The 15,448-nt window shown below is 73.4% G+C and carries 11 protein-coding genes; 2 read left to right on the top strand and 9 right to left on the bottom strand.

Annotation, left to right across the window (positions count from 1 at the left end; translation table 11 throughout):
* The coding region (locus tag WDV86_RS08735) for a hypothetical protein (protein ID WP_339567233.1) at positions 1–221 on the bottom strand (221 nt) is incomplete at its 3' end.
* A gap of 317 nt (positions 222–538) precedes the next feature.
* Entirely contained in the window at positions 539–1,042 is a 504-nt protein-coding gene (locus tag WDV86_RS16260) for a DUF6318 family protein (RefSeq protein WP_445263001.1), read from the bottom strand.
* Between the two features lie 345 nt (positions 1,043–1,387).
* Between WDV86_RS16260 and WDV86_RS08730 the strand changes: the two genes are divergently transcribed.
* Positions 1,388–2,290 carry an NAD-dependent epimerase/dehydratase family protein gene (locus WDV86_RS08730; protein ID WP_339567232.1) on the top strand — a complete coding sequence of 301 codons (903 nt, stop codon included), beginning with the start codon at positions 1,388–1,390 and terminating at the stop codon, positions 2,288–2,290.
* 313 nt (positions 2,291–2,603) lie between these two features.
* On the opposite strand, the gene WDV86_RS08725 is transcribed toward WDV86_RS08730, so the two are convergent.
* The 6 genes from WDV86_RS08725 to WDV86_RS08700 all read right to left on the bottom strand — a co-directional run bounded on the left by WDV86_RS08725 (position 2,604) and on the right by WDV86_RS08700 (position 13,777).
* On the bottom strand, positions 2,604–2,813 hold the full coding sequence (locus WDV86_RS08725; RefSeq protein WP_339567231.1) for a hypothetical protein: 210 nt from the start codon (positions 2,811–2,813) through the stop codon (positions 2,604–2,606).
* 306 nt (positions 2,814–3,119) lie between these two features.
* The gene (locus WDV86_RS08720; protein WP_339567230.1) at positions 3,120–3,521 is read right to left on the bottom strand and encodes a PIN domain-containing protein; all 402 of its coding nucleotides are present in this window, start codon (positions 3,519–3,521) and stop codon (positions 3,120–3,122) included.
* Positions 3,518–3,775: a type II toxin-antitoxin system Phd/YefM family antitoxin gene (locus WDV86_RS08715; RefSeq protein ID WP_339567229.1), complete on the bottom strand. Its 258-nt coding sequence runs from the start codon at positions 3,773–3,775 to the stop codon at positions 3,518–3,520. The genes WDV86_RS08720 and WDV86_RS08715 overlap by 4 nt, the downstream gene beginning before the upstream one ends.
* 365 nt (positions 3,776–4,140) lie before the next feature.
* Positions 4,141–5,439, bottom strand: a complete 1,299-nt coding sequence (locus WDV86_RS08710; protein WP_339567228.1) for a hypothetical protein — start codon at positions 5,437–5,439, stop codon at positions 4,141–4,143.
* A 437-nt stretch (positions 5,440–5,876) separates the two neighbouring features.
* Complete coding sequence (locus WDV86_RS08705; RefSeq protein WP_339567227.1) at positions 5,877–7,643, bottom strand: ATP-binding protein; 1,767 nt, start codon at positions 7,641–7,643, stop codon at positions 5,877–5,879.
* A 131-nt stretch (positions 7,644–7,774) separates the two neighbouring features.
* Positions 7,775–13,777, bottom strand: coding sequence for a DUF3320 domain-containing protein (locus WDV86_RS08700; RefSeq protein ID WP_339567226.1), 6,003 nt, complete (start codon positions 13,775–13,777; stop codon positions 7,775–7,777).
* Between the two features lie 162 nt (positions 13,778–13,939).
* On the opposite strand from WDV86_RS08700, the gene WDV86_RS08695 reads away from it, so the two are divergent.
* Entirely contained in the window at positions 13,940–14,602 is a 663-nt protein-coding gene (locus WDV86_RS08695; RefSeq protein WP_339567225.1) for a DUF6308 family protein, read from the top strand.
* 35 nt (positions 14,603–14,637) lie between these two features.
* Here the strand turns inward: WDV86_RS08695 and WDV86_RS08690 are convergent, their stop codons facing one another.
* On the bottom strand, positions 14,638–15,357 hold the full coding sequence (locus tag WDV86_RS08690; protein ID WP_339567224.1) for a hypothetical protein: 720 nt from the start codon (positions 15,355–15,357) through the stop codon (positions 14,638–14,640).
* Positions 15,358–15,448 lie beyond the last annotated feature (91 nt).

Below are 15,448 nucleotides of genomic sequence, written 5' to 3'. Positions count from 1 at the left end.
GGCAGGGGCAGGCGCTGGAAGTCGGCCTCGGTCATGGCGGGCAGGACGACCGGCTCGGTGCCGTCCTCGGGGGCCAGGACGGCGGCGGTGGCCGGGGGGATGCAGACCTGCTGGCCCTGGCGCCAGGCACCGGGTGCGGTGTTGGCGACCGGGGCGATCCACTGCATCAGCGCGACTTGGCCGGGTGGGCAGCTGGCCCGGGTCGTCGCGGTGCAGTCCATCGCCTGCAGCGTATTCGGGTTCTCTCCGCCGCAGAAAGGTAAATTGCGGCGGGCCAGAGTGTCGCGCGGCTGCTCGCTGCCGTTGGCGGTCCTTATGCTGTCGGATCCTTGAGTGCGCTGCTGGTGTGGATCGCTCGCTGCTCTAGGCTCCTTCTGTGGTGGCGGGACTGGCACCTCCTCCCCAGTGACGACAACCTCGTTGCGCTCCATCATGGAGCCGTAGTTACTTGTACTAGGAGAGGCGGCCCCTGCCGCTCCATGGTGACTCATCAACCCGACTGTGATGATAAGAATGGCAACTCGCGTGCGGCCCGATCTCATGGCGCTATCTCAACCATGTTCCACTCTTGACCACCCCACACCACGGTTACCTGAGGGTATAGCATCCCCGTCGCGGGCACTTCGGGCTTCACGGTACTACCGTCACTGCTGCGGTCAAGGACGGCAGATTGCTCGAAGGAAGTTCGTGTGACGACCCGGCCGTCAGGTCCCGGGTCCAATGCAGATACGCCATGCACGTGCACCTGGCCACCTTCGACACTTCCTCCAGCGTCGTAAGTGCGATCGAGGTTTTCGACGACGTTGGCACACGTGGCGCAAGTCGCATCCGAGATCGCACCTATCGCACTTGTGTCCCCCGTGCGGTAAGCGTAATTCGATACCTCGAACCAGTATCGGATAAAGGCTTCGGCGCCGACGGCGTCGCCACTTCGCGCCTCGGGGGGCAGCGTCGGTGCTGTCTCGGTCGGTGCTGGGTCGGGCGCGGTCGATGCCTCGGGCGGCAGGGACGTGGTCGGTGCTGGCGCCGCTGGTGTCGGCATGGGCGCGCCCGGCTCGGGTTCGCTGACGCAGCCGGTGAGGGTGAGGGCGGCTGCAGCGAGGAGGGCGAGGGGTCCCGAACGGCGCACCCGCCGACGCTAACGAGGTCCGGCCACCCCGATCGGGTGAAGCACGCTCCCCTGTGGATGACGTCGCGTGCCGCCCGCCTCTGTGGACGAGGACGGCCCAGTCGCGGCGAGGGCGGGTCTGACCGTCGGCGGCCGCGGAGGCGCTCGAAGCCGCCGTTCGTCGATCTCGACAGGCTCGGGTTCCCTCCTACGCCGCTGCCGCCCGCGCCCCCACCCGTCCCAGCGCGTCCTTGCGCCTCCGCTGGCAGGGTGGCCGTCATGGCCGAGACCTCAGCTGTCGTCGTCGTGACCGGTGCCAACGGGCTCGTGGGGGAGGCGGTGTGCCGGGCGCTGCGGGAGCGGTCGGCGCAGGTGCGCGCCGTCGTCCGCCGCGAGGGCGCCGCGCCGGTGCTCGAAGGGGTCGAGGAGCACGTCGGGGACTTCGCCGACGAGGCCTTCGCCGCCCAGGTCGTCCAGGGCACCGACGCGGTCGTCACGACCGTCCACCCGATGGGCTCCGGGCGTGAGGTCCAGCACGAGGTCGCCGTCGTGGGCACGCCCGTCATCGCCCGGGCCGCGCGTGACGCCGGTGTCACGCGGCTCGTGCACGTCTCGACGGCCGGGGTCTACGACCGCAGCGACGGCGTCGGGGACGTCGCCGAGGACGGTCCGCTGCTGCCCGAGGGCAGCGGTGACTACCCGGACACCAAGAACGCCACCGACGCCGCGCTCGCGCAGGTCGAGGGGCTGACCACGGTGCTCGTGCGCCCCCCGGCCATCATGGGCGCCGCGGAGACCTCGATCTGGAACACCCTGCGGCCGAACGAGGTCCGCGGCGGCGCGCGGGGTGCGAACCCGGACAAGTCCTTCGCGTGGGTGCACGTCAACGACCTCGCGGACATGCTCGCCGACGTCGCCGTGGGCGCCGTCCCGACCGCCGACGACCCCGCGGCGGGCGTCGTCGAGGGTGCGACGACGCCCGTGCTCGTCGCGGGTGAGGCCGCGACCTGGCGCGACTACCACGGTGCCGTCACCGAGGCCCTGGGCGTCGAGCCGGAGTGGACCGACGAGCCGGTCTGGCGCGGCCAGCTCGTCACCGAGCGCGCGCACCGCTGGGGCTGGGCCCCGCGCGTCAGCCTGTCCGAGGCGCTGGCCGAGCTGAAGCAAGGGCTGCACGCCTGAGATGCAAAGCCGACCAGCCTCGCCACGGCGCGTCAGCGTGGGACGCCGTGGCCGTTGCTGCGCGACGTCAGCCTCACGAGCGGGCAGACGCACGAGCTCGTCACCGCCACGCGTGGGACGCCCTGTCCAGCCCTGGTGACGCACCACGGACGTGGCCACCTCGCTGACGTCGGCGCAGTAGTGCTCGAGCGCCTGCGGCCCAGCCGCCGCCACGGGGGCCAGGTCGAGCCTCGCGTACTCGTTTACGGTGACGTCGCGCATACCGGAGGACGGGGCGAGCCGGCGCCGAGGTCTGCGGAGATGGCGCTCGCTCTCACCGCGTGTCGAAGGAGTGGCGGTAGTCCTGCGGCACCCGTCCGAGCTGACCGCGAGTGTCGACGACGCAGCTGAGCCTCCTGGCCGCCGCGGTCGAGCGGCTGCGAGGTCCCGCCGGCGCAGCCGCTCGGTCGGCGTCCCAGTCGAGCAGCTCGACGAGTGCCGCCAGGACGCCGACGAGGTCCTTGCTCGACGTCGCGAAGCGCACGGCGCCGTCGAGCGCCCGGCCGTCTCGCGGCAGCCCCCGCCGCGCCCCGATGGCGTCACAGGCCTGCTGGCAGGTCCCCCAGCAGGGCCTCCTCGTGGACGGCGACGCCCCGGTCGGCCAGGGCGGAGGCCACGTCGCCCTGCGGACAGCTCGGCGAGCAGCGTGCCGGTGAACCGACGCATGACGGCGAGGTACTCGGCCGACTGCTCGGCCGTCACGTACTGGTACAGCAGCGCGCGCTCCGGCATGGCTCTCCCCCCTGACGCCCTGACCGTAGGAGAGGGGTCCGACAGCGGGCGCCACTCGTCACACGCGGACGACGCGGGGCCCACCGACATCCTCGATGGGGTCGAAGTCGTCGTCCCGCGTGACCACGTCCATGGCGTTGGCGGCAGCGACCGCGTCGATCCAGAGGTCGTTGACCTTCGCGCGCCTTCCGCCCTCGGCGAGGCCGACGCGCAGGCGCGCCCAGTGGCGGGCCACCTCGGCGGTCACCGGTAGCGGCTCGACGATCGAGACGGCCTCGAGCGTCGCGAGACGACGCGACCGGGTCTCGGTGTCAGTGGCTGCGAGCACGCCGGCGTGGAGCTCGGCGAGGGTGACGACCGAGACGGCGGACTCCGCGGGCAGCGCGGCGGCGTCGAGCGGGCGGCCGGTCTCCCGGGCGATGAGGACGCCGGTGTCGAGCAGCGCCGGTCGCGGCGTCACAGCGGGTCGAGGTCGTCGGTGGTCTCGCCGGCGAGGGCGTCGAGGTCGTCGCGCAGGCCGGGGTCGCTCTGGTGGCGGCGCAGCAGGTCGGCAAGGTCCGCACGGGAGAGGAACGGGCGGCGTCCCGCGCGGACGGGGCTGATCTCCGCGACCGGCGACCCGTTGACGGTCACGGTGACGGGCGTCCCCTCGGCGACCTGGCCCAGCACCTCGGCGGTGTGATTGCACAGGTATCGCGACCCGATGGTCGTCATGTGCGCGAACGTAGTCTTCCCGCCACGCCCCGGGCGGCTCGGTGGGCCGTGCACTGGCCGACTGATGACCTCGTCGAGTGCGACACGGTTCGCCGAGTCCGATGTCACGCCGGCCCAGACGGCCCGAGGAGATGCGCAGCGTCGGACTCGAGACCCGCCGTCGGACACGAGGTGACGGTCATGTCGGCACCGGGCGCGCCGGCGTCCGGGTCGGCGGCGCAGCAGCAGCGCCAGGTCGTCGGGGAGCAGAGCGGACGGGCGCTAGACAAGGTCGTTACGCCGTCCAGCTTCGATGCGTGCTCCACGTACGGACGGAGGTCGCGCCTCCGGCTGCGGATAAGTCCGCGCCAGCGGGTGGCTCGACGTCACGACGGCCTCGTCCGACGGCTGGACGTCGTCGCACGTCCGAGATCTCGACCGCTTCCACCAGCGAGACGCTCCTCGTCACGGGCATCCGACCCGGTCATCACCCGCCAGTCGCGGACAAGGCGCAATCGGGGCTCTGTCGTGGGCTTCGTCGTGGCGGGCCTCTGAAGCGCGTCCGCTCGCGCGGCGACGCGCCCTGCGATGCCGGGTCGGAGATGCCGGAAGACGCCGTGCTGGCGGAACAGCCCGCGAACCGCCCAGCCACCTGAGACCACGTGGACCACCAGCAGTGCTGACGTGGCGATGGCCCACCACCAACGTGACCCGCCGAGCACGCCGACGAGGTAGACCGGGACGACGAGAAGGACGAACCAGAGCGGGACGAAGCCGGCCCAGGGGCCGACGCGCTCCAGTGCCCTCTGCTGGGCTGCGGCCCGTACGAGGCAGACGACCGTGAAGGTCACGACGGGGGGCACAGGCGCAGCGGTCAGGAGAAGAAGACCGAGTGCGGGCATCTGAGCCTCGAGGGCCCATGCGCCGGCGAGACCTAGCGCGACGGACAGCGACGCGACGGCGACCACGACCCGACATGTCCCGTGCCGTCGAGCGGGCCGCTGCCCGAGGGCCCAGGTCGCTTGGACCCGTCGCAAGACCCGCACCTCCCTCTCCCGGCGACGGTCGTGCTCTCTCTGCAGCGCGGCCCTGGCCTCCCGGGACGTAGCCGACACGAAGGACGACAAGGACGTGACGAGGGCCGTCACGAAGCCGAGCACCGCAGCGGCGAAGACATCGCCATGGAGGAGGTGGACGACACTGCTCCCGCCGATGAAGACGGAGACGCAGGCGACAGCCCCTGAGATGCCGGCAGCCGCGCGGTAGCGGCGGACGAGGTTCCGCTCCTCCGCGGCGAGGACGGCCGGCCCAACGTTTCGCAACGCGGTGATGCGGTCCGCCGCCCCGCGTCCCTGGAGGACGGCACCGAGGGCGATCGCGGTCAGCAGACCCTGCGCGGCGATGGCGTCCGAGACGCCGAAAGCGGTCGAAGGCCAGCGGAAGGGCCAGAACGCGTCACCGAAGGGGCTTTGCGGCACGGACAGCACCATGCCCACGAGAGCGGCCAGGCTCAGAGGCAGGAGGAGTGGTCTCGGGCCTTCGTCCGTCGGCTTCTCCGACGGATCGGTCGCCCCGTCGACCGGATCATCGATCGGCGAGCTCGTCGACTGGCCGTTCGGGCGGCGCAGGTGAACCCACAATCGCCGGAAAAGTCGTTGTTGAGATACCTCTGCCGCGGCTGCCATGAGGTCATCGTGGAGGGGGGGTCTGACAACGCTCGACCCAGAAGCCGCTGCGGCGGAGTGCGAGTGGTCGGACTTCGCGCTCGCCGACCGACCAACCAGGAAGGCTCCCTCGACCAAACCTCATCGACAGCATGCAGTACCGGCGGCGGCCGATCACGGAAGCGCTCCGGCTGGCTCGAGCGTGGCGGGCGTGACGCCGGCCACGAGCCGACTGTGGCGATGTGGCCGGGGCTGCTGCGTCATCGGCCGGTCGTCCTCCAGCGGCGTGACTGGATGACCCCGAGCCGTGCGCTCGGGGTCATCCAAAGCACTGACCGCCTGCCGGACGGTCTCAAGCCTCGCCCGACGGATGGAAGGGGGTAGCCGGCCGGGGGCGCCCCCGCCATCGACGCGTCGCGGCGCGCAGCCCGATGGACCGGTCGACGTCGCTCGGACGGTCACTCGGGTTGAGCCAGCAGCTGCTCGGTCGGGCGGTAGAAGAAGCCACGTCCAGTCCCGGACGACCGGCTCGGCTCGAGCAGGCGGTCGTCTCGGAGGCCTTGGAGCAGGCGGTTCATCGCCGGAGGACTGACGCCCAGGATGCTGGCGAGCTCGGTCGAGCTGATCCGCCCGCGCCTCCTGGCCCAGGTCGACGCGACGGCCGTGCGGTCGACCGCAGGGCGAGGGCGTCCCACGGCGGAGTCCTCGGAGTGCAGTGCGGCCAGCGCGGTGGACGTCAGGGTCCATGCGGGTGCCTGGGCCTGCGGGACCCCGGCCACGGGCTCGACCAGCGGGGCCCCGTCCACGGTCACCCGCGCGAAGGCGTGGATCGTCTCGGCCGTCTCCGCCGCGTTCAGCTGGAGCACAGGCGCGGCAGTGGTGACGTCGAACCACGACGACGACAGGACCTCGCGCAGCAGGAGCAGCACCGTGAGGCTCCCGCGCATCTCGTCCGGCTGGAGGCGGCTGACGAAGCGGATCCACGCCTCGTCCAAGCTGTCACCGAGGAGGGCCGTGCGGACGTGCGGGCCCGGTAGCTCCTCGATCGACGGTGGGCGGTAGCCGATGGCGATCATGTCCCGGACCATCCGGTCGACCCCGACGCCCTCGCGCTCGGCGATCCGCAGTGCGGCGAAGAGCTCCGCCAACGCTCTGTTCCGCGGCTGGGACGGGTGGGTGATGATGTTGGCAGGGCTCACGCCGCCGATGAAGCCGCCCGGCGAGGTTACGGTGAGGCTTCGGCCGACGTGCTCGACGGTCGTCGGCCCCGGGCTGGCCCACTCGCGGTGCACCACGCCGTTGACGACAGCCTCGCGAATGACGGCGACCGGCAGCTCCTGGAGCCGGCCGATGACGAAGCCCCGGCGGACGTGCCGCTCCTCGTTGAAGGCGTCGACCGCCGACTCGACGGAGTCGATCTCCTCGAGCAGAGACAGCCCCTGCTGCCGGACGCGACGCCGGCTGTCACCCGCGGGCACGGTCCGACGGACGTAGTCGAGCGCCGGATCGCCACGACCGACGAAGGCGAGCGCACCCGCGTTCGAGAGGTAGCCCTCGCCATCGACGACGTTGAGACGGCGCAGCATCTCCGGGTCGGTGGCCCGGGCGAGGTCAGCGGCCGCGTCCTCACCCGATGCCCGGAGATGGCGGCGGGCGATCTCGAGGGCCTGGGGGTGGGCTTCCCCGGCGTCGACGTGGGAGGACAGCGACGACCAGTCGTAACTCTCGCGGACCATCCGGCGCGCGTGCCACGTCGTCGCGTCGATCTCGACGCACCGGTCGTCGACACGCCACCTGAGGCGTCGCTTCCAGGGGATCGGCTCGAGTGACTGCGGTGAGCGCACGACGAGGAGACGTTCCCCGGCGACGCGGACGTCGCGGACGTCCGCCGTCAGCTTCCTGTCCGTGAGGTCGTAGATCCGGGAGCGGAGCCACTGCGCGTCGAGCGACGTGCCGAGCAGGGCGCCGTCGTCCGCGACCCCGACGACGAGCACACCGCCTCCGTCGGAGTTGGCCATGCACGCCGCCTCGCCGGCGAGGGCATCGGCCGCTGCCTCGTTGCGCTCGGTGGCGGGCTGGAGGTTGCCCCTCCGGTCGCGGCGCCCGGCCTCTTCCTTGAGGTCGATGAAGGAGGTCTCGCGGATGGCTTCGCGTCCCTGCCCGGCCTCCAGCGCCGCCAGCACGCGCGCGAGCTCGTCGCCGACGGGGTCGCTCGCCCAAACCATGCAGGTCCTCCTCCGACGGGCCGAGGTGTGTAGTTTCCCTAGCAGAAACTACACACATGACGTGTCCCGCCTGGCGCGCGACGGGTTTGAGCGGCGCAGGGATCCATGCGCCCCGGCCCTCCGCCCCTCGGTCAGTCCGCCGTCAGCACTCCTCCCACCGCGCGCAGGCGGTCCGCGCTCAGCGCGACCTCCAGCGCCTGCGCCATCCGCTCCCGCAGCCCCGCGGTGAGCCGCCGTCCGCCGAAGACGGCGAGCGCCTCGCGCAGCAGCTCCTCCTCGGCCATGCCGCCGGCCGACCGGCACACGGCGGCCATCGCGTTGGCGACCTCGCGCAGGGGCACCTGCTCGACGGGGCGGTCGACGCCGGCGGGCGTCGGGCGGTAGCCGGTCCACGTCGCCGGGTCGAGCGTCGCGGGCCAGACGACCGGCTCGAGGTCGTCGACGACCAGCTCTGCCGGCAGGCACGTCAGCACGGCGGCCTTGCGGCTCTCGCTGACCCGGCCGAGGCCGAAGGCGCCGGCCACGAGCCGCGCGAGCCGCTCGGACGGCACCGGCCCCTCGGCGTCGACGACCTCCTGCAGGGCGAAGCGGACCTGCGCGGCGGCCTTCCGCCGGGGCAGGGCGTCGAGGGTGGGGACGTCCCCCAGCGACCGCGCGGCCCACGGGCGGAAGGCCGGCGCACCACTCGCGGAGCCGGTGTCGGCCGGCAGGTGCCGCGGGTCGTCGAAGAGGCTGCCCGTCGCGTCCGCGAAGACGTCGCCCCACGCGTGCCCGAGGCTGCTGGTCGGTGCCGCGGAGCGCACCGAGAGGCCACGCGCGTCGTCGGCTCCCGCCACCGCTTGGGGCGCAGGCACGTCGGGGCTCGTCCCGTCCGCGTCGACGGACCCAGGCGCCTCGGCCGGCTCGCCGACCGCGGCCCGGCCCCCTCCGACCGACGCCGGGCGCGCCTCGTCGACCGCCGCGGCCAGCCGGTCGAGCACTGCGCCCGCGTCCTCGAGCCAGGCGGGCAGCCAGACCCGCTCGACCGCAGGCCACCTCAGCAGCCGCCCGAGCACGTCCCGCGGAAGGCCGTCCCGGTCGCCGGTCGTGCGGCGTGCGGCCCACCCGGTGCCGTCGAGCAGAACTGCCATGAGCGGGACGTCGGGGGCGGCGGCACGGGCGACGCTGAGGTCCACCGTGAAGCTGGAGAGGCCGACGTCGGTGCGCACGACGTAGCCGCGCTCCCGCAGCCCGGCCGCGACCTCCTCGCGGTGCCGGTCCACGACCGCGCGGCGACCGACGTCGGTCGGCAGCGCGCCGGTGCCCTGCTCGGCGAGGTCGAGGTAGGCCCGCAGGTCCTTGAGACCGCGCGACGTCGTGTCCTCCGCGCGCAGCTCGGACGGGGCGAAGCTGGAGAAGACGACGACCTGCCGCCGGGCCCGGGTCACGGCCACGTTGAGGCGGCGCTCACCGCCGGCACGGTTGAGCGGGCCGAAGTGGAGCGGCAGCACGCCCCGGTCGTTCTTGGCGAAGCCGGTCGAGAAGAAGACGACGTCGCGCTCGTCACCCTGGACGTTCTCGAGGTTCTTGACGAAGAGGCCCTCCGGGGCGTCGAGCGCCTCCCCGAGCCGCGGGTCGCCGGAGTCCCGCAGCAGCGTCTCGACGAGGGCCCGCTGCGGCTGGTTGAAGGTGACGACGCCGATCGACGGCGCGACGTCCGGCGAGGCGTCGAAGCGCCGACCGATCTCCGCCACGAGAGCCTCGGCCTCGACGGGGTTGGTGCGCAGTAATTTTCCGGCGCCGGTGCGGTGGAAGGTTCCGTCCACCCGCACGAGCGAGACGCCGCGGCCGCCGTCGCCCGGGTCGGCGGGGCCGTGCACGGGGGCGGGAAACGAGGAGAGCCGGTCCTCGTAGTACTGCCGGTTGCTGAAGGCGATGAGCGACTCGTCCTGGCTGCGGTAGTGCCAGGACAGCCACTGCTGCGGCACGCCGGCCTGCACGCACTCGGAGAGGATCGACTCCTCGTCCTCGACGACGTCCTCGGTGGGCGCGAGGTCGTCGTCGGTCTGGCTCGTCTCGGCGAAGGACGTCGGCGGCATCTGCTTGCTGTCCCCGACGACGACCACCGAGCGCCCCCGGCCCATGGCGCCGACGGCGTCGGCGACCCGCACCTGCGAGGCCTCGTCGAAGACGACGACGTCGAAGAGGTCCTGCTCGGCCGGGAAGAAGCGGGCCACCGAGTCGGGGCTGACGAGCACGCACGGCATGAGCTGGGTGATGAGGTCGTAGTACTCGCGCATCAGCTCGCGCACGGTCATGCCGCCGCGCTGGCGCGACAGCTGCCGCTTGAGCAGGCCGAGGCGTCCGGCCGACGCCGACGGGTCGAGCGTGCGGGAGGTGAGCACCTGGTGCGGCAGCACGGTCGTCAGGTGCTCGCGGACGGCCCCGGAGGTCCGGAGGAAGCGGTCCACCGAGCGCTCGTGCAGGCGGCTGTCGAAGGCGTCGAGACCGGTGCTGGTGCGGCGCTCGTCGAGCGAGGCCTCGGCGAGGCCCCGGTCGAAGGCGCGGGCGGCCTCGTCGGCGTCAGCGCTCCCGCCCAGCAGCGCGGCGCGCGCCTCGCCGAGCCCTGCGGCCCGCAGCGGCTCGAGTTGCTCGAGGAGGGCGAGCCACCGCCGCAGCGACGGCAGCCCGGTGGCGCCCGCCGAGCGGGCGCCGGCCGTCGCCGTCCAGCGGGGGAGGAGCCCGCCCTCGCCCGCCCAGGAGCTCAGCGCCTCGGGGCTGGCCCCGGTGGCGGTGGCGAGGGCGGTGACCGCGGCGGCGAGGCGCTGGACGGCCGCAGCATGCGCGTCGTCGACCGGGGCGCCCTCGGCGACGCAGCGCCGGAGGGCGCCGACGAAGCCGCCGCTCGTCCGACCGGTGTCGACGACGGCGCCGGCCCACCGCAGCCACTCCACCTGCCGGTCGACGAGGGTGCGCCCTTCGTCCGTCAGCGGGTTCCACGTCGCGGGCAGGGCGAGCCCGGGGATGGTGCCGGCGCGCCCGGCGAGCCCGCGGACGACGCCCTGCACCTGCAGCAGCGCCCCGGTGAGCTCGGGGACGGCCTTCGGGGCGACGTCGGCGTCCGGGCGCAGCGCCGGGGCGAGCTGCTCGAGCACGGCGCGCAGGCGCTTCTTGCGCCCGAAGAAGCCGGAGCCGGCGGCGGCCTGCGCCGCGGCGTGGAGGTCGGCGAGGGGCAGGTCGAGCGCTGCGGGCGTGGCGGCGTCGAGGCCCGGGTGGCTGGCGGCGGTGAAGGCGGCGACGTCCGCCGCGAGCCGCCCGGTCGCCTCGTGCCAGCGACCGGTCCGCGACTCGTCGAGGACGTCGAGACGGGGCAGCGGGCCGAGCACGCCGACGACGGCCACGAGGTCGGCCGGGGTGCGTGCGGCCCGCACCGCCTCGCCGAGCGGTCCCTCGGCCGGGGCACCGGCGGCGGCCGCGTCCACCTCCTGCGCGGCCGCCTGCGCCGCGGCGACGTCGAAAGACGCCGGCGTGGCGGGGTCCACGAAGGCCCACGGGTGGTCGGGCGAGGGCTGCGCGAGGTCCGCGACGTCGGGCAGGTCGGCCAGGGCTCGCCGCACCCGTGTGACGGCGTCCGCCGCCGCCCCGCCGGCGAAGACGGGCGGCACCGGCAGCGGCTCGACGTCGTCGCCGAGGGCCAGCCGGGCGTCGCGCGCGCCGTAGAAGGACAGGCCCGCGCCGTTGGGCTCATGCAGCCGCCGGGCGTAACGCACGAGGGCCCGGCGGGCCGAGCGCAGGTCCTCAAGCTCGGCGGTGAAGCCCGTCGCGTCCGTCTCGACGGCGAGGTCGAGCGCTCGGCGGACCTGCTCGCGCACCTGCTTCGGCCGGCTCGCCTTGTCGTGCAGGTCGAGGCAGAAGTCGGCCATGCCGACGTCGTGCAGGCGGCGGCTGACGACGTCGAGCGCCGCGCGCTTCTCCGCGACGAAGAGCACGCGCCTACCGTCGGCGACGGCCCGCGTGAGCAGGTTGGTGATGGTCTGCGACTTGCCCGTCCCGGGCGGGCCCTCGAGGACGAAGGTGCGCCCGGCCACGGCGTCGGCGACGGCGAGCAGCTGGGAGGAGTCCGCGGGTACGGGGCAGCGGGCGGCCAGCTCGTCGAGGTCGACCTCGCCCGTCTCGGGCGCCGGGTCGGTGAAGGGCTCGGTGGGCGTGCTGACGAGGTGCCGGACGAGCGGGTTGCCGGTCAGCGTCTCCCAGTTCTCGTCGAGGTCCTTCCACAGCCGGAACTTGGCGAACTGGAGGACGGCCAGGTCGGCGGTCGGCTCCACGCGGAAGGGCAGGCCCTTCGTGGCGACGGCCACGCGCACCGCCGTGAGGGCGGCGTCCAGGTCGATGCCAGCCCCGTCCGTGGCTGGCTCGGCAAGGTCGGGGATGTCGAGGCCGTGGACCTGCCGCAGCTTCTCGAGGAGGCAGAAGTTGGGCGTGGACATGCCCGACTCGTCGAGGGTGACCCGGTAGGTGCCTCCGCGGCCAGAGGCCTTGAGCGTGACCGGGACCAGCACGAGCGGTGAGCGCAGGTCGTGGCCGTCGAAGGACCAGACGAGCGTCCCGAGGGCGAGGTACAGGTTGTTGGCCCCGGTCTCCTCGGTGATGGTCCGCGCCTTGTGCGCCAGGCCGCGGAAGACGGCGTCGTACCGCTGCTCCGTGGCGTCGGCGAAGACGGCGTGCTTGTCGAGCAGGATCTCGGCCAGCTGCTCCTGCGGCAGGTCGCGGCCGAAGGCGATGCCGCGCTCGGCCTGGATCGCGGCGACGGCGTCCGAGGCCAGCAGCGCGATGGGCGTGCCGTCGTGGACGAGGTCCTCGAGGGTGCCGAGGTGGGCGTCGGGGACGGCCAGCGGCATCCGGGCGCGGTCGGTGAAGTTGATGAGGCGGTTGCGCCGGCTCAGGTCGAGCAGGGCGTTCTTCCACTGGGCCACGCGCGGCGGGACCTGCCGGCCCTGCCGGTCGGCGACCTCCGCCTCGCCGCGCTCGTGGGGCGCCGTCGGGGCCGTCGAGTGGGCCGCCGGGCTGTACGTGGTGACGGTGACGGTGCCGTCGTCCGCGCGCGTCCGCGCCGGCAGGGGGAGGATGCCGTCGCGCCGGGCCTGGTGGACGTCGGTGACGCCGAGCACGGAGGTCATGGCCCCGGTCAGGTACCGGGCGTAGGGGCTGCGGTGGCTGCCCGCGAAGGGCACGGGCTCCTCGCGCTCGGTGAGCACCGTCGTCTCGACGAGGACGACGAGCCCGAGGTCGACGAGGTTGACGACGTCCACCACCTCGGTGCGTGCGGCGCTGCCGAGCGAGCCCCGCTCGTCCCGCCAGTAGCCGAGGAAGATGTGCCCTTCGACGAGGAAGAGGAGTGGCCTGATGCCGGCGTGCTCGAGCGCGGCGGCCATGGTGACGACGGTGTCGAGGCAAGTGCCCACCCGGCCGTCGAGGACATCCCCGGGCGTGCGCACCTTCTGCCCGACGTCCGACCAGCTGGGCGGCGGCTCGCTGTAGCGGATGCGGCGCGCCTGCATCGCCTCGTAGACGCAGCGGACGATCTCGTCGGCCCGCTCGGTGCCGTCCTGGTAGCCCTGCACCGACGGGCTGCCCGTGGACACGCGCAGGAGGTCCGCCGTCTCGTCGAGGAGCGCGGAGACGGCCGGGTGGTTGGGCATGACGTGCGCGGCGAGCATCTCGAGGCTGAGGACGTCGACGCCGTCGGCCGTGCCGCGCGCCAGCCACTGCTGGGCCGCCAGCACGCGCACGGGCGCCTCGGTGCGGGCGACCTCCACCCCGTCGAGGACGACCGTGGCCCGCACCACGCCGGGGCGCTGCTCCTCGACCTGCAGCATGGCCGCCGGGTCGAGCCGCATCGTCACGTCGCGGTAGACGGCACGCTGGCCGGCGGCGACGTCGACGGTCATCTCGTGGGGGGCGCCGACGGGCCCGGTGGCGTCCCGGAGCTCGAGCCGGACGGTCGCGCCGCGCAGCTCGACGTCGCCGGCCTCGACCTCCAGCGTGTCGACGACGCGGACGCCGTTGTGCGCCATGGCGTAGCTGAGCAGCGGCCGGGCCTGCAACTGCAGGCCGACCGTCGTCGTCGGCGCGCCGGTGGTGCTCGTCTCGGTCACAGCGTCCCCCGTCGTCATCTCCTGCAGTGGAGCGGGGCCGACGCTAGGTGAGAGGTCCGACAGCGGGAAGGGCCCGGAGTCCAGGTCCGGGAGGTCACCCGGTCGAGTGGCCTTCCTGGCCCAGAAGGCCTGTCTCGCGGAGCATCACGCTATGGGGACGCGATGAGGCTGCCTGCGGCGCTGTCGACGCCGGACGACTCCGCGGCGCTGGCGCTGCTGCGGGAGTACTACGCCGAGGACGATGACGGACGTCCTCACTACACCGGGGCCGCCTTCGACAGGTGGGACCCGTCGAGGACGAGAGCCGCCTCCGTCGACGTCTTCACGGCCGACGACGTCCTGGCGCTGCCGCTGCTGTCGGTACAGCTCAACGGCAGGGCGGTCCTCGACCTGCTCGTCCGCCGCGCCGACGAGCTCAACGCGCTCCTGGCCGAGGTGCCTGCCGACCTCGACCTGGTCGACGTCGAGACGCCGATCACCCGCGACTGGCCGGCGTCCCGGCTGCTCGCGGCGCTGAGGACGCTCGACAGGGTCGGCACCACGACGGCCACCAAGCTCATCGCCAGGAAGCGCCCGCGCCTGCGCCCCGTCTGGGACACGGTGGTGGCCACGCACCTGGGAGTGTGGTCGAGCTACATCGAGCCCTTCCGGAAGGAGCTGCAGAAGGACGACCGGGCCCTGCACGTGCGGCTCGTGCGTCTCGGGCAGAAGGCAGAGGTGGAGGGTGTGTCACCGCTGCGGGTCTTCGACGTCGTCACGTGGCTGGAGGCCACGAAGGCCGGCCGCCGGGCGACGGGCGACGAGCTGGTGGAGGCAGAGAAGTAGGGGCCGTCTCGCTACTGCGTTTGTCGCGTGGAGCGTTACCGCCGCAGCATGCCTTCGGCTGCGGCGACCGCCGTCGCGCACCTCGCGGCCGCGCAGCGCGGTGTCCTGACGGCGGCGCAGGCACGGGAGCAAGGCGTCTCGAGGGTCCAGCTGGCAGGGCTGGCGGAGAGGGCCTCCTCGAGCGCCTCGGGCAAGGGGTCTACGCCGCGACCTTCGCCGTGAACAACGAGCAGCTCGAGCTCCGCGCCGCCTGGCTGAGCCTCGTGCCATCCGTGACGGCAGAGCAGCGCCTCGCCGACCTGACGACGGGGGTGGTCAGCCCTGCCTCCGCCGCGGGCCTGCACCGCCTCGGCGACCTGGTCGACGACGTGCACGACATCACCGTCCCGGGCAGGCACCAGACCCGACGTGAGGGTGTCCGCATCCATCGAGCCGCGCTGGCCGAGGCAGACGTGACCCTGGTCGAGGGCCCCCCGGTGACGACGGCTGCCCGGACCGTCGTCGACCTCCTGCGCGTCGGTACCGACCGCGCCCTGGTGGCCGAGATGGTCGCCGACGGACTGGGGCGAGGCATCCTCGAGGAGGTCGACCTGGCTTCCCGGCTCGACCCGCTGGCTCCTCGCCACGCTGAGCGCGATGGGCGCTCGCTGCTCGACACCCTCCTCGACGTCGCCGGGGTCAGCCCGGAGGCTCTGGCGACAGCCCTGGCCCGCACTGAGGTCGGCAGGCGCATCGCGGCCGACGTGCTGGGACAAGTCGGCGACGAGGTCGCTAGCTCGGTCGGCACCGTGCTTGAGCTCGGCCGTCTCGGCGTGACGCCCCCTTCGCTCGACCCAGTGACCTGGT

This window comes from Pseudokineococcus sp. 1T1Z-3, assembly GCF_037482365.1.
Classification (GTDB): Bacteria; Actinomycetota; Actinomycetes; order Actinomycetales; family Quadrisphaeraceae; genus Pseudokineococcus.
This window is presented reverse-complemented; position numbering and strand designations above follow the sequence as displayed.

What these genes read in the sequence shown, in the direction of transcription:
- WDV86_RS08730 (WP_339567232.1), top strand. Translation starts at nt 1,388, where the DNA reads ATGGCCGAGACCTCAGCTGTCGTCGTCGTGACCGGTGCCAACGGGCTC.
- WDV86_RS08710 (WP_339567228.1), bottom strand. Translation starts at nt 5,439, where the DNA reads ATGGCAGCCGCGGCAGAGGTATCTCAACAACGACTTTTCCGGCGATTG.
- WDV86_RS08695 (WP_339567225.1), top strand. Translation starts at nt 13,940, where the DNA reads ATGAGGCTGCCTGCGGCGCTGTCGACGCCGGACGACTCCGCGGCGCTG.
- WDV86_RS16260 (WP_445263001.1), bottom strand. Translation starts at nt 1,042, where the DNA reads ATGCCGACACCAGCGGCGCCAGCACCGACCACGTCCCTGCCGCCCGAG.
- WDV86_RS08715 (WP_339567229.1), bottom strand. Translation starts at nt 3,775, where the DNA reads ATGACGACCATCGGGTCGCGATACCTGTGCAATCACACCGCCGAGGTG.
- WDV86_RS08705 (WP_339567227.1), bottom strand. Translation starts at nt 7,643, where the DNA reads ATGGTTTGGGCGAGCGACCCCGTCGGCGACGAGCTCGCGCGCGTGCTG.